The organism is Nocardiopsis sp. Huas11, from assembly GCF_003634495.1.
Classification (GTDB): domain Bacteria; phylum Actinomycetota; class Actinomycetes; order Streptosporangiales; family Streptosporangiaceae; genus Nocardiopsis.
The window spans coordinates 7,401,686-7,423,930 of sequence record NZ_RBKY01000001.1 but is presented as its reverse complement, the minus strand read 5'-3'; the positions used below and the strand labels follow the sequence as shown (position 1 = coordinate 7,423,930).

Sequence of the window (22,245 nt, the reverse complement as noted above, 5' to 3'; positions counted from 1 at the left end):
GTGTTTGGTTTCCGTGGTGGTTATGGTGGGAGGGTCACACCCGGTCTCATTCCGAACCCGGTCGTTAAGTCTCCTTGCGCTGATGGTACTGCCCTGTGGTGGGGTGGGAGAGTAGGTTGCTGCCACGGTTTTTTTTGGGGGGAGGGGTCGCCTTGTGGGGTGGTTCCTCCCCTTTTTTTTGTGCCCAAGTTTGTGCGTTTGTGAATCTTGGGGCCGAACAGAGGCCCCGGTGCGTTGCCGGGGCCTTCCTTGTCGTAGCGGTATCAGTCGAACAGTTCTGCCGTCGAGGTGGCCGTGATGGCACGGTCGAACCAGGTGTCGAGCTGGTCGAGGTCGTCGCAGGCGTTGATCCGTGAGCGTTCGTGCTCGCTCACAGGGATGCCCCGCCGTTCCCTGAGGAGAGCGTCATGCTTGGCCAGGAGCCGGCCTTCCTCTCGACCCTCCTCCCGACCTTCCTCGCGGCCCTCCTCGCGGCCCTCCTTGCGGCCTTGGCCGACGTACTTGCGGGCGAAGTCGCTCTGCCACTCGTAGGTGCCGGTCGCCATGAGTTCCTCCCACATGAGCCGAGCCGACTCGCTGAGCTTCGACTCGATGAAGTCATTGTAGATAAGACGTGTGTGATCGGGCAGCGGATCGAGGGCGGCTTCGGCCGCCTTGAGGACTGCGGGGTTGTCACCGTGAGCGGCGGCTGAGAGTACGGACAGTTCTGGGAGGGCCACAGCCCGCTCGACGTCGTCGATGACGGGGGTGTTGCTCGGCCCCAACACGGCGGGAACGAGAGTGGTACCGCCGGCCTCGAAGCGGATGGGTTCGCGGGCCCACCGCTCGGTACTGGCGTCCGGGCAGACCACCATGAGTCTGACCGGGCAACGCATGATCTCCCAGACACTGGCCACGTACAGCGGCCAGGAGTAGGGCTTGTCCGCATCCTTCTTGTGCTGGACCTCCGCGATGATGGCCAGCTTCCTGGCTCCATCCTCGTCGTAGAGGACGACAACGCTGTCGGACTTGAAAGGGACAGGTTTAAGCTTCGTGTGATCGGTGCAACCTAGTTCGACCCGGGCGTAGTCCGGGACAGGGCAGCCGATGGTGTCGCGGAGCATGATCGGAGCCAACTCCGGATTGTTCTGGAACAACCGCACCTTGAGTTCGTGATCGAAACCGGGCATAGCCGAACGCTACAGAGCGTAAGTGTTCCGTATGACGAATTTGGAAAATCAGACCGTTGAGGAACTCGGCGGTCGGGGGCTCAGGCCCAGGGGTCCAGGGCGTGTTTGCCCTGGGTGCGTCTGGCCTCCATATCGTGGAGCACCCTCGGTCCCTCCGCCAGGGGGTGGACCGTAGGTGTTCCCGGGAGGTAGACGCGGGCGGACACGAGGTCGCTGAGTTCGCTCAGCAGACCCGCGTACATCTCTGGTGCGGACGAGGCCAGTGTCCCGATGTGCAGGCCCAAGATCTGGACCGGGTGCTGGAAGGTCAGTTCGTGGGAACTCACCGTCGCCTCGCCAGAGCTGTGGCCGAAGACCACGATGCGACCGGTGATCGGCTTCGTCACCGCCAGGCTCGCCGCGAACGTCGCTCTGCCCACGGACTCCAAGACGAGATCCACCCCACCTGTCCTGCGCGTGATCTCGTCGGCGAGGTCCGGGCGGGAGCTGTCCAGGACCTCATGGGCGCCCAATGCCCTGAGCACCCCGTGCTTGGAAGGGGCCGCGGTGGCGATGACTCGTGCTCCGTAGTGCAGGGCCAGCGTGACCGCGGCCTGCCCGACCCCGCCGGCGGCGGCATGGACGAGGACGACCGATCCGGGGCCCACCCCTCCGAGGGGGACCAGCGCGGCGAGCGCGGTCGCCCAGTTGAGCTCCATACCCAGGGCGGCCGCGTCGGCCCAGCCGGCCGGAACGTCGATGACGCTCACGGCGGGCATCGTCATGTACTGAGCGAAGGCCCCCGGGCCGGTCCCGACCACGCGGGTTCCCGGTGGTGGCGGCTTCCGTACCCCCGAGCCCGCTCCGACCACCTCACCGACGGCCTCGAAACCCGCCGTGTACGGTGCGCCCGGACCGCCACCGTACGTGCCGCGGGTCTGCATGACGTCGGCGAAGTTCACGCCCGCTGCCGTGACCCGGACCAACAGGTCGTCCGGCCCGGGGACGGGTGTGGGGACGTCGGTCGCCAGTGCCAGGTCGGACGGTCCCTGACGGGACCGCTGGATGAGGGCGGACATGACCGGAGTTCCGGCGCGGGGCCGGTCGTCGAAGATGTGCATGGCCTGAACGTAGAAGCCTCACGCACGCGTGAGGGTCAACCCCTGGACCGGCCGTGTGAATCGCGAGCAGCGCGCAGGTAGGCGTCGAGAGTGTCCTGCTGGGCGGTCAGATCGCTGATGCGCGCGGCCACGTTGTCGCGGTACCGCTCGACCTCGTCGAGGAACTCGTCGCACACCGAGGTGATGGGCGTGCCCTCGTCCCCCAGATGCGGCAGGACCTCTCGGACCAGGCGCAACGGCAGTCCCACGTCCAGGAGCGAACGGACCCGGCGCACCCGGGCGATCGTGAAGTCGCAGTAGTCGCGGTAGCCGTTGTGGTGCCGGCCGGGGGCGATCAGCCCTTCGTCCTCGTAGTGCCGCAACGCCCGTACGCTCGCACCGCTGAGCCGGGAGGCCTGTCCGATCCTCATATCCGGCCCAACACCGGGACGGCTCGGGGGCTTCCGGGTCCGGGGGCCGGCGCGCGCCTTTCCGGCTCCACCTTTTCCCGGCCGCGGACCCGCGGCCGGGAAAAGGTGTTCAGCGGTGTGCGGCGGCGGTTCTGGCCTCCAGGGAGAGGAAGAACTTCTTGCGCTCCAGTCCGCCCGCGTAGCCGGTGAGCGTGCCGTCCGCGCCGATCACGCGGTGGCAGGGCACGATGATACTGATCGGGTTGCGGCCGTTGGCCATGCCCACCGCGCGTGAGGCGGTCGGTCGGCCCAGTTCCTCCGCGAGCCGGCCGTAGCTGGAGGTCTCCCCGTACGGGATCGTCGTGAGCCCGGCCCACACCCGCAGCTGCCACGGGGTGCCGGCCGGGGCCAGCGGCAGGTCGAAGTCGGTCAGCTCACCCGCGAAGTAGGCCTCCAACTGACGGACCGCCTCCTGGAAGGGCGCGGGGTCCAGGACCCAGTCCTCGGGGACCGGTCTGGGCGCGCCGTCCTTGGCCGGAGTGAGTACGCCGCCGAGGGCCTCCCCGTCGCCGTACAGGGTCAGTTCCCCGACGGGGGAGTCCATGACGGTGTAGCGCGTGGGGCCCGGGAGCGGGGTCCGGAACTCCTGCACCTCGATCCTTCTGGGCGAGCGCCGCTCGATCGCCATGTCCATGGGGAGTACGTCCTGCTCGATGCTCATGCCGGGTCCCTTCGTGTGTTCGAAGTCTGTCGTGTTCGGCGCTATGGCCGCCACCTCGGGTGTCATGTCGCGCTCGGGGCGTCCGCCGGGGTGTCGGCCAGGGACGCCCACAGCAGGTGGTTGGCGTAGGAGCGCCACGGACTCCACTCCCGGGCGGCCCGAGCCGCGGCTCCCGGAGTGGCCGCGCGGCCGTGGGCCTCCAGGGCGAGCCGGACACCCAGGTCCCCGTGCAGGAACACGTCGGGGTCGCCCAGACCGCGCATCCGGATGTAGCCCGCCGTCCAGGGGCCGATGCCCCGGAGCCCGAGGAGTTCGCGTTCGGTCTCCTCCCGGTCGGAGCCCGGTCCCAGGTCGACCTTGCCGACCGCGATCGCCTCGGCCAGGCCGACCAGGGCGCGCCCGCGGGCGACCGGGATCGACAGGTCGGCGGGGTCGGCCTCGGCCAGGGTCTGCGCGGAGGGGAACAGGTGGGTCAGCCCGCCGCCGGACGCCTCCAGGCACGGGGGCAGCGGCCGGCCGAAGCGTTCGACGAGGCGGCCCGCGAGGGTGCGGGCGGCGCGCACGGACACCTGCTGACCGAGCACGGCGCGCACGGCCAGCTCCGCCGGGTCGACGTGCCCGGGAGACCGCAGTCCCGGGTGGGTCTGGACCATGGGGCCCAGGAGCGGGTCCGCGCCCAGGACCTCGTGCACCGCGGTGGGGTCCGCGTCGAGGTCGAGGAGCTGGCGGCACCGGCGCACGGCGCTGGACAGGTCACGGGGCTCGGTCAGGCGCAGGCGGCACAGCACGTGCCCCTCGCCCTCCGACAGCTCCACCAGTCCCGGGCCGTGCGGCAACGGCAGTGTCCGCCGGTACACCCACCGGGAGGCGCGCCCGTCCCGCGTCCCTGAGGCGGCCGGGCCGTTCCCGCCGTCCAGCTCGACGAACTCCTCGACTCCCGGTACGGCTCGCGCGCCCAGGAAGGCGAGCATCGGGCCGAGCTCGATGGGCGCCCGGTAGGGCAGGCGCAGCGTGATCGATCCGGTCGGTGCCACGGACTTGGCGCGGTGGCCCCCTTCGCGCATCTGTGTGGGGGAGCGGTCGAACACCGTGCGCATCGTCTCGTTGAACTGGCGCACGCTGGCGAAACCGGCCGCGAACGCCACGTCCGTCATCGGCATGTCCGTGGTCTCGACCAGGATCCTGGCGGTCTGGGCGCGTTCGGTGCGTGCCAGGGCCAGCGGGCCGGCGCCGACCTCGGCGGCGAGGAGCCGGTTGAGCTGGCGTTCGCTGTAGCCCACGGCCGCGGCCAGGCCGCTGACGCCGCCCCGGTCGACCGCGCCGTCCTGGATCAGGCGCATGGCGCGGCCGACGACGTCGGCCCGCATGTTCCACTGGGGCGAGCCGGGGGTGAGGTCGGGACGGCACCGCTTGCAGGCACGAAAGCCCGCTTCCTGGGCCGCGGCCGCGGACGGGTAGAACCGGGTGTTCACCCGTTTGGGAGTGACCGCCGGGCAGCTCGGGCGGCAGTAGATGCCGGTGGTCCGCACAGCGGTGTAGAACACTCCGTCGAAGCGGGCGTCACGGCTGTGTACGGCGCGGTAGCGCTGGTCGTCGTCCATCACGAGACCCATGTTCGCCGACGCCGGTCACCGGTGCTGGCGGTTTTCGGACACGGTGTCCGGCGCCCGGCGGGGTGGTCGCGTGGCGGTCGCGGGGCGTCAGTCGTTCGGCGGGTAAGGGCCCGGGCCCCCGGTTCCGCCCTCGTGGGCGCCCTGCCCGCCGCCCGCGTCCTCCTCATGGCCGTGCTCGCGCAGGTACTCGATGTAGACGGGGCGCAGGGCCTCGTGCACCTTCGGGTCGGACTCGGCGGACAGTGCCTCGTAGAGGAAGCCGGAGGCCTGGGCGATGCTCGCCCGGCTGCCCTCCTCGTTGCCCGCCGCCGCCTCGGCGGCCGGGATCATCCGCAACAGCTGCCAGAAGAACCGCACGTCCCAGCGCTTGCGTGCCAGTTCGGTGGCGCGTTCCCGCAGGTCCTCTGTACTGGTCTGGTCGAAATCGGTGCTGTTTTCTCCCATGGTCGGAAGATACCCGCACCCGTGCCCGCCATCCAGCAGTGACCTGCGTTACGCTGCTGACGAGTTGATCATCTCCGCTCCGTCCGCCCGGCGGCGCTCTCACAAGGAGCACGGGGGGCCGGGGAAACGCACTGAGGGGTTTCGCCATGTCAAAGGGTGCCGCACGGGTCGTCGTCGCCAAACCGGGCCTGGACGGGCACGACCGCGGGGTCAAGATCGTGGCCCGCGTGCTGCGCGACGCGGGTGTGGAGGTCATCTACACCGGTCTGCGGCAGACCCCGGAGATGATCGTGGCCGCCGCGCTGCAGGAGGACGCCGACGCGATCGGGCTGTCGGTGCTCTCGGGCGCGCACATGACCATGTTCGGCCGGGTCATGGAGTTGCTGCGGGAGAACGACGCCACGGACATCCGGGTCTTCGGCGGGGGCATCATCCCCGACGCCGACATCGAGGAGCTCGAGCGCATGGGTGTGGCACGCGTCTTCACACCGGGGGCGCCGACCTCGGAGATCGCCGACTGGGTCCGCGAGAACATCCGCCCGGCGCACGCCGCCTGAGGGGCGCAGCGGGGCAGGTCGGGCGTCCGCACGGTTCACGGCGGCCCCGTCGCCGCTGTGAGCTGGATCGGAAGCCCGGGGCCCGGTGATGTTCGTCGCACCCGCGGGTCGCCCCACGGTGGGGCGAATCGGGCGTTTGGTCTGTTATGGATCGTGTCTCTGGTCACACGAATTCCCATTCCGGCGTGCCTGGGCTGCGGCATGAGCGGCTTTCGGGGCGGCATCGGCGGGGGCAACACGCCCCCGGTGTCCGGCGGCCGGATCGCGGGCGACTAAGCTTTGCGCATGTCGCGGGTGGCAACGCCGCGGCGATCTCGATCTCTGTAGACGGCTCGGCCCCTGGGGCCGCGCGTTGTGTGACTCCTAGAGCGTCACCGCCGATCCGGACGAGGCCACCCCGGTAGACATCCTGAGCCAGCGAGTTACAAGGACGGACCCTCGTGGACCTGTTCGAATACCAGGCGAAGCAACTCTTCGCAGAGTACGGGGTTCCCGTACCCCAGGGAAAGGTGGCGAGCACGGCCGCTGAGGCACGTGCCATCGCTGATGAGTTCGCCGCCGCCGGAAAGCCCCGAGTCGTCGTCAAGGCGCAGGTCAAGACGGGCGGTCGCGGTAAGGCCGGCGGTGTGAAGGTGGCCGACGGGCCGGAGGACGCTCAGGCCAAGGCCGAGCAGATCCTCGGTATGGACATCAAGGGCCACACGGTCCACCGTGTCCTGGTCGAGGAGGCCTCCGACATCGCGGAGGAGTACTACTTCTCCTTCCTGTTGGACCGGGCCAACCGGACCTTCCTGTCGATCTGCTCCGCCGAGGGCGGTGTCGAGATCGAGGAGGTCGCGGTCACCAACCCCGACGCGGTCGCCAAGATCGCGGTCGACCCGCTGACCGGCGCCCCCAAGGACGTCGCGGCTGAGATCGTCAAGGCCGGCAAGCTTCCGCAGGCCGCCGCCGAAGGCGCGGCCGAGCTGATCACGAAGCTGTGGGACGCCTTCGTCGGCAAGGACGCCACGCTCGTCGAGGTCAACCCCCTCATCCTCACCAAGGACGGCCGCGTCGTCGCTCTCGACGGCAAGGTCACGCTGGACGAGAACGCCGAGTTCCGCCAGGACCTGGAGAGCCTCACCTTCGCGGAGGAGGGCGATCCGCTGGAGGTTCAGGCCAAGGCCAAGGGTCTGAACTACGTGAAGCTCGACGGTGAGGTCGGGATCATCGGCAACGGCGCGGGTCTGGTCATGTCCACGCTGGACGTGGTGGCCTACGCCGGTGAGGAGCACGGCGGGGTCAAGCCCGCCAACTTCCTGGACATCGGTGGCGGCGCCTCGGCCGAGGTCATGGCCAATGGTCTGGACATCATTCTGGGCGACCCGGCGGTCAAGAGCGTGTTCGTGAACGTCTTCGGCGGCATCACGGCGTGTGACGCGGTGGCCAACGGCATCGTGCAGGCGCTGGAGCTGCTGGAGTCGCGCGGTGACGATGTCTCCAAGCCGCTGGTGGTGCGTCTGGACGGCAACAACGCCGAGCTGGGCCGCCGGATCCTGACCGAGCGTGCGCACCCCGCGGTGCGCCAGGTCGACACGATGGACGGCGCCGCCGCACAGGCCGCCGAGCTCGCGGCGAAGTAGGGGACTGACACACCATGGCTATCTTTCTGAACAAGGACAGCAAGGTGCTGGTCCAGGGCATGACCGGCTCTGAGGGCACCAAGCACACCCGCCGCATGCTCGCCTCGGGCACCAACATCGTGGGCGGGGTCAACCCGCGCAAGGCCGGCCAGAAGGTCGACTTCGACGGCGCCGAGGTGCCGGTCTTCGGATCGGTGGCCGAGGGCATGGCCGCCACCGGCGCCGACGTCACGGTCATCTTCGTTCCGCCGAAGTTCTCCAAGGACGCGGTGTTCGAGGCGATCGACGCCGAGATCGGCCTGGCGGTCGTGATCACCGAGGGCATTCCGGTGCACGACACCGCGGCGTTCTGGGCGCACGCCAAGGCCCGGGGGAACAAGACCCGCATCATCGGCCCGAACTGCCCCGGTTTGATCTCCCCGGGTCAGTCGAACGCGGGCATCATCCCGGCCGACATCACCAAGCCGGGGCGGATCGGTCTGGTGTCCAAGTCGGGCACGCTGACCTACCAGATGATGTACGAGCTGCGCGACATCGGCTTCTCCTCGGCGGTGGGCATCGGCGGGGACCCGATCATCGGGACCACGCACATCGACGCGCTGGCGGCGTTCGAGGCCGACCCCGACACCGACGTGATCGTGATGATCGGTGAGATCGGCGGCGACGCCGAGGAGCGGGCGGCCGAGTTCGTCAAGGCCAACGTGACCAAGCCCGTGGTGGGCTACGTCGCGGGCTTCACCGCCCCGGAGGGCAAGACGATGGGCCACGCCGGCGCGATCGTGTCTGGTTCCTCGGGTACGGCCGCGGCGAAGAAGGAGGCCCTGGAGGCCGCCGGAGTCAAGGTCGGCAAGACCCCCAGTGAGACGGCCAAGCTGGTGCGCGACCTGTTCTAGGTCCCACCGCTCGACCCGCTGGGTCTCTCGCGACTCATACGGCTCCGCCCCGCTGCCCTTTCGGGCGGCGGGGCGGAGCCGTTTCGTCTGTCCTCAGCCGTTCCCGAGCTCGCCTCGGCCGCTGCCACTCGACCGGCGGCGGTGCTGGAGGTGCTGGCCGACGGCCGGGCCGGCCACGAGCATGCAGAAGAACCCGAGGAAGACCAGGAAGCCGACGACGTTGCCCTGGACCAGCGTCGGCAGGCCCCACACGAAGAACAGGAAGCCGCCCCAGGCGATCAGCCCGCCCATGTTCACGCCGTGACCGGTGGTGTCGGGCCGCCCGCCCTTGGTCGGCCGTTCGACCGGGGCGCGGGCCCCGGTCACCGCCGGAGCGGTCCCGGAGTCGTCCGGCGCGACGATCGCTCCCGGGCGCAGGTGGGACGGAAGGTCGTCGAAGAGCGGCAGGAGGTCGGTGTTGGTGACCGCGTGCAGCGCGGCGTCGGACCGGCTCTCGTGCTCGTCGAAGTCCAGGCGGCCCTCCGACAGGGCCGTGCGCAGTCGGGCGAGCGCGTCGTCGCGCTCGTCGTCGGAGATGCGGTACGGGTGGTCGGGGCCGGGGCCGGGGCCTGCCATGCGCCGTCCAATCGAGCTGGAGTATCCATGGTAGGACGCGCGCCACGGCGAGACGGTTCCGGTCGCAGGGAGACGACACGCGCGGCCGGGATACCACGGAGCATTCCGGTGCCTGGCAGCATAAGTCGGGTGAGCACGCCAGGATCTCCCCCCGACCGCGGACCCGCCCCGGAGCGGACCCGTCCCACCAGTGACAGCGCCCCCGGCGGGTCGCGTCCGATCTACGCGACCGGGGGGATCGCCGCGGCGACCGCGGCGGGCAGCGGACTGGCCGTGATCGTCACGCTGACGATCATCGGGTGGGTGGCCGCGCCCCACGACACCTTCGGCGAGGAGATCGTCGACCTCCTCCAGGGCGCCGTCCTGGCCTGGCTGGTGGGCCACCACGTGTCCTTCGCGATCCCGGACGGCCAGATCGGGCTGCTCCCGCTGGGGCTGGTCCTGCTCCCCGGACTGTTGCTGTACCGGTCGGGACGCTGGCTGGCCCGGGCGTGCGAGATCGCCCGGCTGCGGCACGTGTACCGGGCCGCTCTGGCGATCGCGGGCCCCTACGCGGCGATCGCGGGGACGCTGGCGCTGGTGGCCCGGACCGAGGCCATCGAACCGAGCATGCCGCGCGCGCTCGTCATGGGCTTCGCGATCGCTTTCCTGGCGGGAGGCCTGGGCGCGCTGCGCCAGCTGATGCGGGACAAGGGCGTGCCCGTGCGCGACCTGTTGGCGCTGATGCCGGCCCGGTCGCGTTCGCTGCTGGTGGGCATGCTCGCCTCCACGTCCGGGCTTCTCCTCGGCGGACTCCTGCTGTTCGTGGTCGCGCTCGCGATGAGCCTGCCCGAGGTCGTGGAGACCACCCGCATGCTGTCCCCGGGGATCGTGGGCGGGGCGCTGCTGATCGTCATCCAGCTCGCGTACCTGCCCAACGCCGTGGTCTTCGCCGTCTGTTACGCGCTCGGTCCGGGGTTCGCGGTGGGGGAGCTGACCGTGGTGGCCCCGACGGGGGTGTCGGTGGGCCAGCTGCCCCTGTTCCCGATGCTCGCGGCCCTGCCGGACAACGGGGCGGCTCCGGCCATGTCCCTGGTGTCGTTGGCCCTGCCGTTCGTGGCGGGCGCGGTCGGGGGCGTGCTGACCCAGCGCAGTGCTCCGGACGTGGTCCGGGAGGCCGCGCCGCTGTGGGGGTTCGTGTGCGGTGTGACGACCGGGATGCTGTGCGCGGCGCTGGCGGAGCTGGCGGGCGGATCGCTCGGGGCGGAGCGGCTCACCGAGGTGGGCCCCTCGGCGTGGCAGGTCGGTCTCGTGGCCGCGCTGGAGGTGGGGGTGGCCGCGGCGATCGCGGCGTGGATCGCCAACTGGTGGTACTCGCGCCGGCTGCGCCTGGCGGCTCAGGAGGAGTCCGAGCGCCCGGCCGCCGCGGAGCCCGAGCGTCCGGTCGCCGATCTGCCCCCGGACGTCCCGGTCGGCGAGGGGCTGGCCACGGTCACGCCGTTGCGGACCCGGGAGGACGAGGCGCCCGCCGAACCCGAGTCCGCCGAACCGACGCTCGCGGAGCGGCATGTGCGGGCGCGCGGTGAGCGCGAGCGGGCCCGGGCGGCCCGGGCCGCCGCGCGCGCGGCCCGGGCGCAGGCCCGTCGGGAGCTGCGGGCCGCCCGGAGGGAGGCCAAAGCAGCGGCCAAGAGCGAGGCCAGGAGCGAGAAGCCGCGCTGGTGGCGGCGGGGGAAGGACGCCAACGAGGAGGAGATGTACGGCGTGACGTACGAGGCGGCTCCGGACGAGGTCGACGCCCCCAAGAACTGACCCAGACCGGCAAGGGGCCGGCGGGTGATCCCGATGGGCGCGTCCGGGAGCGGGCGGCCGGAGGGGCGGCCCGGCTCCGCTCCCCGCTGCCCGACGCTGAAGGCTGAGGCGCAGGTCGCGGGCTGATCGCTGTGGGCGAACATCCGGGCGGGAAGAAAACTCGGCTCCTTTTTATTGAGTCTGATTGACTCAACTAGGAGGATTCATGAGTGAGACTTCCGCCAGCGTGACCTTCCCGGTGCTGCCCCTCGACGACGACGTCGTCCTCCCGGGCATGGTCGTGCCGGTCGACATGTCCAACTCCGACGTACGCGCCGCCGTGGAAGCCGCCCAGGCGGTCGCCAGCTCCGGCGACTCCGCGAAGGGGCCCGAGGTCCTGATCGTGCCGCGCGTGGACGGCTCCTACGCCGCCGTGGGCACCGTCGGCGTGGTCGAGCAGGTGGGCCGCACCCCCGAGGGCAAGCCCGCCGCCGTGCTGCGCGGCACCGCGCGCGCCCGGGTCGGCAGCGGCACCACCGGACCCGGCGCCGCCCTGTGGGTCCTGGCCACCGTCCACACCGCGCCCAAGGACCAGCCGGGCCGCGTCCAGGAGGCGGCCCGCGAGTACAAGTCCCTGCTCACCAGCTACCTGCACAAGCGCGGCGCCTGGCAGGTGCTGGACGGCGTTCAACAGGTCAGCGACCCCGGGCTGCTGGCGGACCGGGGCGGTTACTCCCCCTTCCTGACCGCCGAGCGCAAGCTCGAACTCCTTGAGACCTACGACGTCCTGGAGCGCCTGCGCCTGCTCAGCGAGTGGACCCGTGAGCACCTCGCCGAGCTCGACGTCTCCGAGACCATCGACCGCGACGTCGAGGAGGGCGTCGAGAAGCAGCAGCGCGAGTTCCTGCTCCGGCGGCAGATGGAGGCCATCCGCAAGGAGCTCAACGAGCTCGACGGCCGCTCCTCCAGCGAGGAGGAGGACTACCGCGTGCGGGTGGAGGAGGCCGACCTGCCCGAGCACGTCCGCAAGGCCGCGCTGGCCGAGGTGGACAAGCTGGAGAGGGCAGGGGACTCCTCTCCCGAGTCCGGGTGGATCCGCACCTGGCTGGACACCGTCCTGGACATGCCCTGGAACGAGCGCACCGAGGACGCCTACGACATCGCCGGGGCGCGCGAGATCCTGGACGCCGACCACACCGGGCTGGACGACGTCAAGGAGCGGATCACCGAGTACCTGGCGGTGCGCAAGCGACGCGCGGACCAGGGGCTGGGCGTGATCGGCGGGCGCCGCAGCGGAGCCGTGCTGGCGCTGGTCGGCCCGCCCGGGGTCGGCAAGACCTCGCTGGGCGAGTCGGTGGCCCGTGCGATGGGCCGCAACTTCACCCGTGTCGCGCTCGGCGGCGTCCGCGACGAGGCGGAGATCCGCGGGCACCGGCGCACCTACGTGGGCGCCCTTCCCGGCCGGATCGTCCGCGCGATCAAGGAGTCCGGGTCGATGAACCCGGTCGTGCTCCTGGACGAGATCGACAAGGTGGGCTCCGACTTCCGCGGCGACCCGACGGCGGCGCTGCTGGAGGTGCTCGACCCCGCTCAGAACCACACGTTCCGCGACCACTACCTGGAGGTCGACCTCGACCTGTCGGACGTGGTGTTCCTGGCCACCGCCAACGCCCTGGACACCATCCCCGGGCCGCTGCTGGACCGGATGGAACTGGTGGAGCTGGACGGCTACACCGAGGACGAGAAGGTCGCGATCGGCCGGGACCACCTCCTGCGCCGGCAGGTCGAGCGGGCGGGGCTGGTCACCACCGAGGGCGACCCGGAGGTGGAGATCACCGACGACGCCCTGCGCACGCTCGCCGCGGAGTACACCCGTGAGGCGGGTGTGCGCGGGCTGGAGCGGACCATCGCCCGCATCCTGCGCAAGATCGCCGCGGCGGCGGCCCTGGGCGAGGCGTCTCCGCCGGTGCGGGTGGACACCGGTGACCTGAGCGGCTACCTGGGGCGGCCCCGGCACACACCGGAGACGGCGAGCCGTACGTCGGTGCCGGGTGTGGCGACCGGCCTGGCGGTGACGGGGGCCGGCGGCGACGTCCTGTTCGTCGAGGCGTCGCTGGCCGACCCGGAGTCGGGCGCGAGCGGGCTGACGATCACCGGCCAGCTCGGCGACGTCATGCGCGAGTCGGCGCAGATCGCCCTGTCCTACCTGCGGGCCCGGGGCGCCGAACTGGAGCTGCCGGTGGGCGACCTGAAGGAGCGCGGCGTCCACCTGCACGTGCCGGCGGGCGCGGTGCCCAAGGACGGTCCGAGCGCGGGCGTGACGATGACGACCGCACTGGCCTCACTGCTGTCGGGCCGGGCGGTGCGACACGACGTGGCCATGACGGGAGAGGTGTCCCTGACCGGCCGGGTCCTGCCGATCGGCGGCGTCAAGCAGAAGCTGCTGGCGGCGCACCGGGCGGGGGTCACCACGGTGCTCATCCCCGAGCGCAACGAGCCGGATCTGGACGACGTGCCCGAGGAGGTGCTGGGTCAGCTGACCGTGCACGCGGTGGGCGACGTGCGCCAGGTCTTGGAGCTGGCGCTGGAGTCGGCCCAGCGCGTGGCCGAGGGGGTCTCCGCCGCGGCCTGAGCCGCACGTGACCGCCCTCGGCGGCCCGAGGTGGGCCGCCGGGGGCGGTTCGTCGTTCGTCGTCCCTGCGCCGGGCCTGGGCCGTGTTCTTTGCGGCATTCCGGGCTCGCGGCCGTCAGGACCGCCTCTCGCTGCGCCTCTGTGCTCGTGCAGCACCACCAGGCTGAACTTCGCCCATCGTCTTGCGAGAGACGGCCTGACGGCCGCGAGCTCACCCGAAAGCCCGCAGAAGAACACGGCCTAGCCCTTCGCCGCCGCCTTCTTCGCGGGTTCGAAGATCGCGGTGACCAGGTCCGTGCACCACTTGAGCAGGTCGAGGTCGCGCAGCGGCTTGGCGCCCATGCCCCCGGCCTTGGGGACGGGGACCAGCAGCGTCTTGGCCGCCTCCTTGCGGATCGACTTGGGGTACAGCCGGCGCAGCCGCAGCTCCTGCGACTCGCGCAGCTCCACCGGGGCGAACCGGATCTGGCTGCCCTGCATGACCACGTCGGACAGCCCGGCCGACTTGGCCAGCACTCGGAAGCGCGCCACCGCCATGAGGTTGTCCACCGGCTGGGGAGGCGTCCCGAACCGGTCGTTGAGCTCCTCGTAGGCGGCCAGCACGTCCTCCTCGCAGGTCACGCTCGCGATCCGCTTGTAGGCCTGCAGGCGCAGCCGCTCCCCGGGCACGTAGTCGTGCGGGATGTGCGCGTTGATCGGCAGCTCGACCTTGGTCTCGACCTCCTCGGCGGCCTCCGGGTCGCCCTTGAGCTCGGCCACGGCCTCGCCGACCATGCGCACGTACAGGTCGAAGCCCACGCCGGCGATCGTGCCGGACTGCTCGGCGCCCAGGATGTTGCCGGCGCCGCGGATCTCCAGGTCCTTCATGGCCACGTACATGCCCGCGCCCATCTCGGTGTGCTGGGCGACCGTGGCCAGCCGCTCGTAGGCGGTCTCGGTGAGCGGCTTCTCCGGCGGGTAGAGGAAGTACGCGTAGGCGCGGTCGCGGCCGCGCCCCACCCGGCCGCGCAGCTGGTGCAGCTGGGACAGGCCGTAGGTGTCGGCGCGGTCGATGATGAGGGTGTTGGCGTTGGGCACGTCCAGACCGGACTCGACGATGGTCGTGGAGACCAGGACGTCGAAGTTCTTCTCCCAGAAGTCGACCATCACCCGTTCGAGCTGCTGCTCGTTCATCTGGCCGTGCGCGTAGGCGACCCGGGCCTCGGGGACCAGGCGCTTGATGGTGGCGGCGACCTTGTCGATCGAGGCCACCCGGTTGTGCACGAAGAACACCTGTCCCTCGCGCATCAGCTCGCGCCGGATCGCCGCGGTGATCTGCTTGTCCTCGTAGGGGCCCACGAACGTGAGCACCGGGTGGCGCTCCTCCGGGGGCGTGAGGATGGTGGTCATCTCGCGGATGCCGGTCAGGCCCATCTCCAGCGTGCGGGGGATGGGCGTGGCGGACATGGCGAGCACGTCGACCTGGGTGCGCAGCCGCTTGAGCGCCTCCTTGTGCTCGACCCCGAAGCGCTGCTCCTCGTCGATGATGATCAGACCCAGGTCCTTGAAGCGGGTCTCGGCCGACAGCAGCCGGTGCGTGCCGATGACGACGTCGATCTCGCCGTTGCGCAGCCCTTCGCGGGTGGACTCCACCTCGCCGTCGGTCTGGAACCGCGACATCGGCTTGACCGTGACGGGGAAGGACGCGTACCGCTCGGTGAAGGTGGACAGGTGCTGCTGCACCAGGAGCGTGGTGGGCACCAGGAGCGCGACCTGCTTGCCGTCCTGCACCGCCTTGAAGGCCGCGCGCACGGCCACCTCGGTCTTGCCGTAGCCGACGTCGCCGCAGATCAGCCGGTCCATCGGGACCGACCGGGCCATGTCCTTCTTGACCTCGTCGATCGCCGCGAGCTGGTCGGGCGTCTCCACGTAGGGGAAGGCGTCCTCCAGTTCGCGCTGCCACGGGGTGTCGGGACCGAACGCGTGGCCGGGCGAGGCCTGGCGTGCGGAGTACAACCGGATGAGGTCGCCGGCGATCTCCCGGACGACCTTGCGGGCACGGCTCTTGGCCTTGCTCCACTCGGCGCCGCCCATCTTGGACAGGGTCGGCGCCTCGCCGCCCACGTACCGGGTGACCTCGCCGAGCTGTTCGGTGGGCACGAACAGCCGGTCACCGGGCTGGCCGCGCTTGGAGGGCGCGTACTCGATGAGCAGGTACTCGCGGGTGGCGCCCTGGATCTGGCGGCTGACCATCTCCAGGTAGCGGCCCACACCGTGCTGCTCGTGGACGACGTAGTCGCCGGGCTTGAGCTGGAGGGGGTCGACGGTGCCCCGGCGCCGGCTGGGCATCCGGCGCATGTCGCGGGTGGAGGACTTCTGTCCCACCAGGTCGGTCTCGGTGAGCACCACGGTGTGGACCGAGCGCAGCAGGAAGCCGTGGTCGACCAGGCCGGTGGTGACCGTGGCCACGGCGGGCGCGGGCGGCTCGGCGAGGTCGGTGGCCAGGGAGGCGCCCAGTCCGGCGTCGCGGAGCATGGCCACGAGCCGTTCGGCCGGCCCGTGCCCCTGGGTGACCAGCACGACGCTCCAGTTGTCGTGCAGCCAGCTCTTGACGTCGGCCAGGGCCCGTTCGGTGTCACCGCGGTAGCTGTCGGCGGGCACGGCGCCCACCATGACGGCGTCCTCCTCCTCGCCGGCGCCGCGCGCACCCTCGTCGCCGGGGCTGAAGGGGGTCAGGCCCCACCAGGGCAGTCCCAGCCCGGTGGCGGTGGAGCGCAGTTCGGAGATCGACATGTAGGCGGACTCGCCCAGGTCGATGGGGGCCTCGCCACCGGAGGCGGCGTTGATCCAGGAGGCGTCGAGGAACTCGGCGCTGGTCGCCTCCAGTTCGACGGCGCGGGTGCGGATGCGCTCGGGGTCGCAACCCACCACGAGCGCGTTCTGGGGCAGGTAGGTGAAAAAGGGTTCCATGCGGTCGGCGAGCACGGGCGCGAACGCCTCCATGCCCTCGACCGAGACGCCGTCGGCGATCTTGTGCAGCACCTCGCCCAGGGACGGGTGCTCCTCGGCCAGCGCGCGGGCCCGCTCGCGGACGGCGTCGGTGAGCAGGAGTTCGCGGCAGGGCGGCGCGAACAGGCCGGAGGCGGCACTGGTGCGCGGGCCCTCCCCGCCCTCGTCGGCGGCGATGGAGCGCTGGTCGGCGACCTGGAAGTAGCGCATGTCCTCGACGGTGTCGCCCCAGAACTCCAGGCGGAGCGGGTGCTCCTCCGTGGGCGGGAACACGTCCAGGATGCCGCCGCGCACGGCCATGTCGCCGCGCTTCTCGACCAGGTCCACCCGGGCGTAGCCGGTGTTGGTCAGGGCGGAGACGACGTCCTCCAGGGCGATGTCGTCGCCCGGGCGGATGCGTACGGGCTCCAGGTCGCCGAGTCCGCCCACGAGGGGCTGCAGGACGCTGCGCACGGGCGCGACGACGACCCGCAGCGGGGTGGTGAGGGGGTCGGAGGGGTCGGGGTGGGCCAGGCGGCGCAGGACCGCCAGCCGCTGGCCGACGGTGTCGGAACGGGGTGAGAGCCGCTCGTGCGGCAGGGTCTCCCAAGCGGGGAAGAGCGCGACGGAGTCCGCGGGCAGCAGAGAGCCCAGGGCGTCGGTGAGGTCGGCGGCCTCCCTTTCGGTGGCGGTGATCGCCAGGACCGGGCGGTTCGCTCCCACCGGGGCGTCGGCGGCGAGCGCCCCCACCATGAAGGGGCGTAGCGCCGCGGGGGCGACGAGGTCGAGATGGGGATCGCGGCCGCCGCGGGCGGTCTCGATCGCGCTGTGCAGTGCCGGGTCCTTGGCGACGTCGGCGAGAAGTCCAATGAGGCTCATGAGCACCAGAAAGTGGGAGTGGTCCGATTCAGGCGGATGATCGCGGCCTGTCGCGGCCTGCACGATGGAGCGGCGGCTGCGGGAGTGGCCGCCCGGCACCCTTCAGACTATCGATTTCGTCGGGCTCGTGTCGGCAAGGAGTCGGCAAGAAGGACGTGATCCTCCGGCCCGGTGGGAACGGTCGGGCGAAGGGACGTGAACCGCCTGCCCGCCCGCGCGAACCGACCGGGCCGGAGCCGAACGGCACCGACCTGGTACAACGTCAGTACAACCGGCTCTGAACTGGGGGTATTCCAGACACGGGGGCGGATGTCGGTCACAGCGGGGGTGGGGCGCCGGAGGCGTCCGTTGGGGGAGGGCCGCTTCTGCACGAAGCGCCACCTCGGCCCGTGGTGAAGGGTGGGGGTGGGGCGCCGTAGGCGTCGGTTGAGGGTGGGCCGCTCTGGCGCGAAGCGCACCCGCGGCCGGTGGTGGGTGACGGGCGTGGGCGCAGCGCCGTAGGCGTCGGTTGAGGGTGGGCCGCTCTGGCGCGAAGCGCCACCTCGGCCCGTGGTGAAGGGTGGGGGTGGGGCGCCGTAGGCGTCGGTTGAGGGTGGGCCGCTCTGGCGCGAAGCGCACCCGCGGCCGGTGGTGGGTGACGGGCGTGGGCGCAGCGCCGTAGGCGTCGGTTGAGGGTGGGCCGCTCTGGCGCGAAGCGCACCCGCGGCCGGTGGTGGGTGACGGGCGGGAATACGCTAGGTGCGTTTCCCGGGCTCCACAGAGGAAGGACGTGCGCGGTGAGTGCCAACAGGCATGGAGGCGTGTCGGAGGGTGCGCGGCCCCGGTCGGATGCCCCGGTCTTCGCCCCGGGCCCGGACGGACTGGCCCACCTGGAGCTGATCCTCAACGGCACGTATCCGCTGGCCGGGTTCATGACCCGTGACGAGGCCGCTTCGGTGCGCGCCGAGGGTCGCCTCCCCGACGGGCGGGCGTGGCCGGTTCCGGTCACCCTGGACGTCCCGCCGGAGCTGGCCGACGCCGAGCGGGTCGTGCTGACCGACCCCGAGGGCGCGCCGCTGGCCGAACTGGCGGTCGGGGAGCGGTGGTCGGAGGAGGGCGAGGGAGCCGGCGCGGCTCCGGTGCACCACCTGGCCGGTGTCGTGACGCTGCTGCGTCCGCCGACCTACGGGGTGCTGCGCAAGCTCCGCACGTCGCCGGCCGAGGTCCGGGGCCAGCGCGAACTCGACCCCTTCTCGGACCGTCCACTGCTGGCCGTGGTCACCGACCGGCCGCTGCACCACCGCGCCCTGCACCAGATCCGGGCCGAGGCCGACGCGCTGGGCCGGGCCGAACTGCTGGTGCTGGTCGACGCCGGGCTGGAGGACGAAGGGCTGGCCACCGCGGTCCTGGCGGCCGAGCCGCTGCTGCCCGCGCGGACCCGGTTCCTGGTGTGCACGCTGCCGCGCGCCGCCGCGCGCACGGACGGCGTGGTGGGCGGCCGGTGGAGCCCGCCGGACGTGGCGCTGGCCGCGCATGTGGCCGCCGCCTACGGGGCGAGCCACCTGGTGGTCGAGTCGGGCCCGCAGGGCACGCCGGCGGCCGAGGCCGGGCGCAGCGCGTCGCCGCTGCCGTTCGTGGACCCCAAGCCGTGGGCCTACGACACCGGGGAGGGCCTGTGGCGGCCGGCCGCCGAGGTGGCCGAGGAGCTCCGGCGCGCTGAACCGACCGACGCCGAGCTGGCCGCGGAGCTGGCGCACGGGCGCGAGCTGCCCGCCTGGTTCACGCCGGCGCGCGTGGGGGCGGAGCTGGCGCGGTTGCGCCCGGCCCGCACGCGGCGCGGGCTGACGCTGCTGTTCACGGGCCTGTCCGGGTCGGGCAAGTCCACGATCGCGCGCGGTGTGTGCGACGGCGTGCGCAGGGCGGGCCGGACGGTGACGCTGCTCGACGGCGACGTGGTGCGCCGGATGCTCTCCAGCGGGCTGACGTTCTCCCGCGCGGACCGCGAGCTCAACATCCGCCGGATCGGCTACGTGGCCTCGGAGATCACCCGGCACGGCGGTGTGGCGGTGTGCGCGCCGATCGCCCCGTACGCGGTGGGCCGCGCGGAGGTGCGGGCCATGGTGGAGGAGTTCGGCGACTTCTTCCTCGTCCACGTGGCGACCCCGCTGGAGGTGTGCGAGGCTCGCGACCGCAAGGGCCTGTACGCCAAGGCGCGGGCGGGGGAGATCCCGGAGTTCACGGGCATCTCCGACCCCTACGAGGAGCCGGTCGACGCCGACCTGGTGGTCGACACCGTGGGGTCGGACCCGGCCGACTCGGTGGCCCAGGTGCTGGCGGCCCTGCGCGAGGGCGGCTGGCTACCCGACCAGGACCACTGAGCCTGGAGCGCGCCGGACGGGTCCGAGGGCCCGCCCGGCGCCGACGCGTGTGCGCCCACGAACCACCCGAGCAGGAAGCGAAGGCCAGATGACCCAGACACCACCGTCCGACGAGCGCGACGGGGACCGGCCGCAGGGCCACCGGATGCTGCGCCTGGTCGAGGTGATGGAGACGTTGCGGCGGGAGTGCCCGTGGGACAGCTCCCAGACCCACGAGTCCCTGGCCAAGTACCTCATCCAGGAGGCCTACGAGACGCTGGAGACGATCGAGGAGGGCGACGTCGCGCTGCTGCGCGACGAGTTGGGCGACGTGTTGTTGCAGGTCGTCTTCCATGCGGCGATCGCCGCCGAGCGCCCGCGGGACGATCCGGCCCACTTCACCGTGGACGACGTCGCCGACGCCATCATCGACAAGATGACGCGCCGCCACCCGCACGTGTTCGGCGGGGCTGAGGTGTCGGGCACCGACGAGGTGTGGTCGAACTGGGAGGCGATCAAGGCCGCGGAGCGGTCGGCCAAGGCCCGGCGCGACGGCGGGGACGGCGTGACCTCGGTCCTGGACGGTGTGCCCTTCGCCCAGCCCGCGGTGCTGCTCGCCTACGAGCTGCAAAAGCGCGCGGTGCGCAACGGTGTGCCCGCGGACCTGGTGGGCGACGACGGCGGCGAGGGCGGCGAGCTGTTCGCCGCGGTGGCCGCGGAGCGCGACCAGGGGCGGGACGCCGAGACCGACCTGCGGTCGGCGGCGCGTCGGTTCGACGCCCGGGTGCGCGCGGCCGAGGAAGCGGCCCGGGCCGAGGGGCACGAGCCGCGGGAGCTCTCCGAGGAGCAGTGGCGCGCCTACTGGGCCGCCGCACAGGGGTGACCACAGGTCGCCCGCCTGCGGCCCCGGCCGGCGCCGGTCCCGATCAGCCGTTCCGGCCGGCTCCGCCACCGCTGCGGTCCACATCGCGCACGTCGATGACCTCGGTGGCGGGGTCGCCCGGGGCCTGCCCCTCGCTGAAGGTGGCGCGGGGACGGCGGGCGGTCTGGCTGATCGTCAGCCAGAGGCCGATGACCACCCAGTTGGCCATCAGGGCCGACCCGCCCGCCGACAGGAACGGTGTGGTCATGCCGGTGAGCGGGATGATGAGCGTGGCGCCGCCCAGCACGATGAACACGTCGAAGGCGATGAGGAACGCGTAGCCCAGCGCGGTCAGTTTGAGGAAGGCCTCCCGGGCGCCCAGGGCGATCCGGAACCCCCGTTCGGCGAGCAGGAACAGCAGGGCCAGGACGGCGAACAGCCCGGTCATGCCCCACTTCTCGCCCACCGACACCAGGATGAGGTCGCTGTCGGCGGCGAAGATCTCCTGGACGAACCCGTCGCCGAAGCCGGTGCCCAGGATCGCGCCCTCGGCCAGTGCGAACATGCCCTCCACGATCTGGAAGCTGCCGCCCGGGCGGCCGTAGACCTCGGGGTCGAAGGCGTTGAGCCAGATCTCCACGCGGTTCTGGACGTGGTCGAACAGCAGGTAGGCCACGTAGGCCCCCGCCGAGAACGCGACCAGTCCGATGAGGACCCACGACTTGCGCGCCGTGGCCGCGTACAGGATCGCCAGGAACGTGCCGAACAGCAGCAGCGACGTGCCCAGGTCGCGGGTGCCCACGAGCAGCAGGATCGCCACGCCCCAGCCGACCGCCATCGGGGCCAGGTCCCGGGCGCGCGGCACGCTGAAGACCTTCACCCGGCCGATCCGGATCGTGCGCGTGACCACTCGCATGACCTCGCGCCGGCGTTCGAGGTAGGAGGCCAGGAAGATGACCAGCAGCACCTTGGCGAACTCCGAGGGCTGCATGGAGAAGGGGCCGATGAGGATCCAGCGGCGCGCGCCCAGCACCTCGTGGCCGAACGGTGAGAGCGGGAGCAGGAGCAGGAACAGGGCGCCGGCCGCGATGAGGTAGGGGTACATGGTCAGTCGGCGGGGATGGCGGACCAGGACGACGCACGCCGCGCACAGGACCATCCCGACGACCGCCCACAGGAGCTGCCGGTCGGCCTCGCCGTGCCCGGGGTCCTCGGGCCGGGTCATCTGCAGGGCCCAGATCAGGGTGATGCCCAGGCCCGTGAGCGTCGTGGCCAGTGGCATGACCACGGGATCGGCGTAAGGGGCGAGGAAGCGCAGCAGCACGTGGAGCGCGACGGAGCCGCCGCCGAGGACGGCGAGGTACCAGCCGACGGACGGCTCCAGGGCTCCGGTCACGGACAGCGACGCCGAGCCCAGGGCCGCCGCGACGACCACGAGGGCGCCGATGAGCAGTCGGAGTTCGGAGCCGCGCTGGGGGACCGGTGCCAGTGCGCCGTCGGCGGTCTCCGGATCGCTCCGCGCGCTGCCCATGTCGTTGTCGTCCCACCGTCCGCCTGAGGAACCCGCCGCCGGGCCCGGGGTCCGGTCCGGTCATCGTGAGGGCAGATCAGGATCAACTCTAGGGGCGGTGGCGTCAGATCCGCATCAGGCGTGCCGCGTGGTGCCCCGAGGGTCCAGG

Annotated in this window: 16 protein-coding genes and 1 rRNA gene; 8 read left to right on the top strand and 9 right to left on the bottom strand. The window is 71.7% G+C overall.

The window, feature by feature from the left end:
* The first annotated feature begins 12 nt into the window (after positions 1–12).
* Positions 13–128: ribosomal RNA gene (rrf, locus tag DFP74_RS33095) — 5S ribosomal RNA — on the top strand.
* Between the two features lie 135 nt (positions 129–263).
* Here rrf and DFP74_RS33090 read toward each other — a convergent pair.
* The 6 genes from DFP74_RS33090 to DFP74_RS33065 form a co-directional block, all read right to left on the bottom strand.
* On the bottom strand, positions 264–1,169 hold the full coding sequence (locus tag DFP74_RS33090; protein ID WP_121187927.1) for a hypothetical protein: 906 nt from the start codon (positions 1,167–1,169) through the stop codon (positions 264–266).
* Positions 1,170–1,249: 80 nt separating this feature from the next.
* Entirely contained in the window at positions 1,250–2,269 is a 1,020-nt protein-coding gene (locus tag DFP74_RS33085; protein WP_121187926.1) for a zinc-binding dehydrogenase, read from the bottom strand.
* 35 nt (positions 2,270–2,304) lie between these two features.
* The gene (locus DFP74_RS33080; RefSeq protein WP_121187925.1) at positions 2,305–2,679 is read right to left on the bottom strand and encodes a MerR family transcriptional regulator; all 375 of its coding nucleotides are present in this window, start codon (positions 2,677–2,679) and stop codon (positions 2,305–2,307) included.
* A gap of 109 nt (positions 2,680–2,788) precedes the next feature.
* Positions 2,789–3,379 (bottom strand): methylated-DNA--[protein]-cysteine S-methyltransferase, encoded by a 591-nt coding sequence (locus tag DFP74_RS33075; RefSeq protein ID WP_121187924.1) that lies wholly within the window; start codon positions 3,377–3,379, stop codon positions 2,789–2,791.
* Between the two features lie 62 nt (positions 3,380–3,441).
* Positions 3,442–4,980: a DNA-3-methyladenine glycosylase 2 family protein gene (locus tag DFP74_RS33070; protein ID WP_121188674.1), complete on the bottom strand. Its 1,539-nt coding sequence runs from the start codon at positions 4,978–4,980 to the stop codon at positions 3,442–3,444.
* A 99-nt stretch (positions 4,981–5,079) separates the two neighbouring features.
* Positions 5,080–5,436, bottom strand: a complete 357-nt coding sequence (locus DFP74_RS33065; RefSeq protein WP_121187923.1) for a hypothetical protein — start codon at positions 5,434–5,436, stop codon at positions 5,080–5,082.
* Between the two features lie 146 nt (positions 5,437–5,582).
* Between DFP74_RS33065 and DFP74_RS33060 the strand changes: the two genes are divergently transcribed.
* The 3 genes from DFP74_RS33060 to sucD all read left to right on the top strand — a co-directional run bounded on the left by DFP74_RS33060 (position 5,583) and on the right by sucD (position 8,508).
* Positions 5,583–5,993: a cobalamin B12-binding domain-containing protein gene (locus tag DFP74_RS33060; RefSeq protein ID WP_121187922.1), complete on the top strand. Its 411-nt coding sequence runs from the start codon at positions 5,583–5,585 to the stop codon at positions 5,991–5,993.
* 440 nt (positions 5,994–6,433) lie between these two features.
* Positions 6,434–7,615, top strand: coding sequence for an ADP-forming succinate--CoA ligase subunit beta (gene sucC, locus DFP74_RS33055; RefSeq protein WP_121187921.1), 1,182 nt, complete (start codon positions 6,434–6,436; stop codon positions 7,613–7,615).
* Between the two features lie 14 nt (positions 7,616–7,629).
* Entirely contained in the window at positions 7,630–8,508 is an 879-nt protein-coding gene (gene sucD / locus DFP74_RS33050; protein WP_121187920.1) for a succinate--CoA ligase subunit alpha, read from the top strand.
* 93 nt (positions 8,509–8,601) lie between these two features.
* Here the strand turns inward: sucD and DFP74_RS33045 are convergent, their stop codons facing one another.
* Entirely contained in the window at positions 8,602–9,123 is a 522-nt protein-coding gene (locus DFP74_RS33045; protein WP_121187919.1) for a DUF1707 domain-containing protein, read from the bottom strand.
* Between the two features lie 129 nt (positions 9,124–9,252).
* On the opposite strand from DFP74_RS33045, the gene DFP74_RS33040 reads away from it, so the two are divergent.
* The gene (locus tag DFP74_RS33040; RefSeq protein WP_121187918.1) at positions 9,253–10,911 is read left to right on the top strand and encodes a DUF6350 family protein; all 1,659 of its coding nucleotides are present in this window, start codon (positions 9,253–9,255) and stop codon (positions 10,909–10,911) included.
* Positions 10,912–11,116: 205 nt separating this feature from the next.
* Positions 11,117–13,522 carry an endopeptidase La gene (gene lon / locus DFP74_RS33035; protein ID WP_121187917.1) on the top strand — a complete coding sequence of 802 codons (2,406 nt, stop codon included), beginning with the start codon at positions 11,117–11,119 and terminating at the stop codon, positions 13,520–13,522.
* Positions 13,523–13,762: 240 nt separating this feature from the next.
* Here lon and mfd read toward each other — a convergent pair whose 3' ends face one another.
* Positions 13,763–17,368 (bottom strand): transcription-repair coupling factor, encoded by a 3,606-nt coding sequence (mfd, locus tag DFP74_RS33030; protein ID WP_121187916.1) that lies wholly within the window; start codon positions 17,366–17,368, stop codon positions 13,763–13,765.
* Between the two features lie 776 nt (positions 17,369–18,144).
* On the opposite strand from mfd, the gene cysC reads away from it, so the two are divergent.
* Both cysC and DFP74_RS33020 read left to right on the top strand, forming a co-directional pair.
* Entirely contained in the window at positions 18,145–19,725 is a 1,581-nt protein-coding gene (cysC, locus tag DFP74_RS33025; RefSeq protein WP_233571270.1) for an adenylyl-sulfate kinase, read from the top strand.
* Positions 19,726–19,813: 88 nt separating this feature from the next.
* Positions 19,814–20,587, top strand: a complete 774-nt coding sequence (locus DFP74_RS33020; protein ID WP_121187915.1) for a MazG family protein — start codon at positions 19,814–19,816, stop codon at positions 20,585–20,587.
* Positions 20,588–20,630: 43 nt separating this feature from the next.
* Here the strand turns inward: DFP74_RS33020 and DFP74_RS33015 are convergent, their stop codons facing one another.
* Positions 20,631–22,097 (bottom strand): FtsW/RodA/SpoVE family cell cycle protein, encoded by a 1,467-nt coding sequence (locus DFP74_RS33015; protein ID WP_121187914.1) that lies wholly within the window; start codon positions 22,095–22,097, stop codon positions 20,631–20,633.
* Positions 22,098–22,245 lie beyond the last annotated feature (148 nt).

Bases quoted from the DNA above. Each gene is read 5' to 3' on its own strand.
- DFP74_RS33090 (WP_121187927.1), bottom strand. From the start codon at position 1,169: ATGCCCGGTTTCGATCACGAACTCAAGGTGCGGTTGTTCCAGAACAAT.
- DFP74_RS33085 (WP_121187926.1), bottom strand. From the start codon at position 2,269: ATGCACATCTTCGACGACCGGCCCCGCGCCGGAACTCCGGTCATGTCC.
- DFP74_RS33080 (WP_121187925.1), bottom strand. From the start codon at position 2,679: ATGAGGATCGGACAGGCCTCCCGGCTCAGCGGTGCGAGCGTACGGGCG.
- DFP74_RS33075 (WP_121187924.1), bottom strand. From the start codon at position 3,379: ATGAGCATCGAGCAGGACGTACTCCCCATGGACATGGCGATCGAGCGG.
- DFP74_RS33070 (WP_121188674.1), bottom strand. From the start codon at position 4,980: ATGGACGACGACCAGCGCTACCGCGCCGTACACAGCCGTGACGCCCGC.
- DFP74_RS33065 (WP_121187923.1), bottom strand. From the start codon at position 5,436: ATGGGAGAAAACAGCACCGATTTCGACCAGACCAGTACAGAGGACCTG.
- DFP74_RS33060 (WP_121187922.1), top strand. From the start codon at position 5,583: ATGTCAAAGGGTGCCGCACGGGTCGTCGTCGCCAAACCGGGCCTGGAC.
- sucD (WP_121187920.1), top strand. From the start codon at position 7,630: ATGGCTATCTTTCTGAACAAGGACAGCAAGGTGCTGGTCCAGGGCATG.
- DFP74_RS33045 (WP_121187919.1), bottom strand. From the start codon at position 9,123: ATGGCAGGCCCCGGCCCCGGCCCCGACCACCCGTACCGCATCTCCGAC.
- lon (WP_121187917.1), top strand. From the start codon at position 11,117: ATGAGTGAGACTTCCGCCAGCGTGACCTTCCCGGTGCTGCCCCTCGAC.
- mfd (WP_121187916.1), bottom strand. From the start codon at position 17,368: ATGAGCCTCATTGGACTTCTCGCCGACGTCGCCAAGGACCCGGCACTG.
- DFP74_RS33020 (WP_121187915.1), top strand. From the start codon at position 19,814: ATGACCCAGACACCACCGTCCGACGAGCGCGACGGGGACCGGCCGCAG.
- DFP74_RS33015 (WP_121187914.1), bottom strand. From the start codon at position 22,097: ATGGGCAGCGCGCGGAGCGATCCGGAGACCGCCGACGGCGCACTGGCA.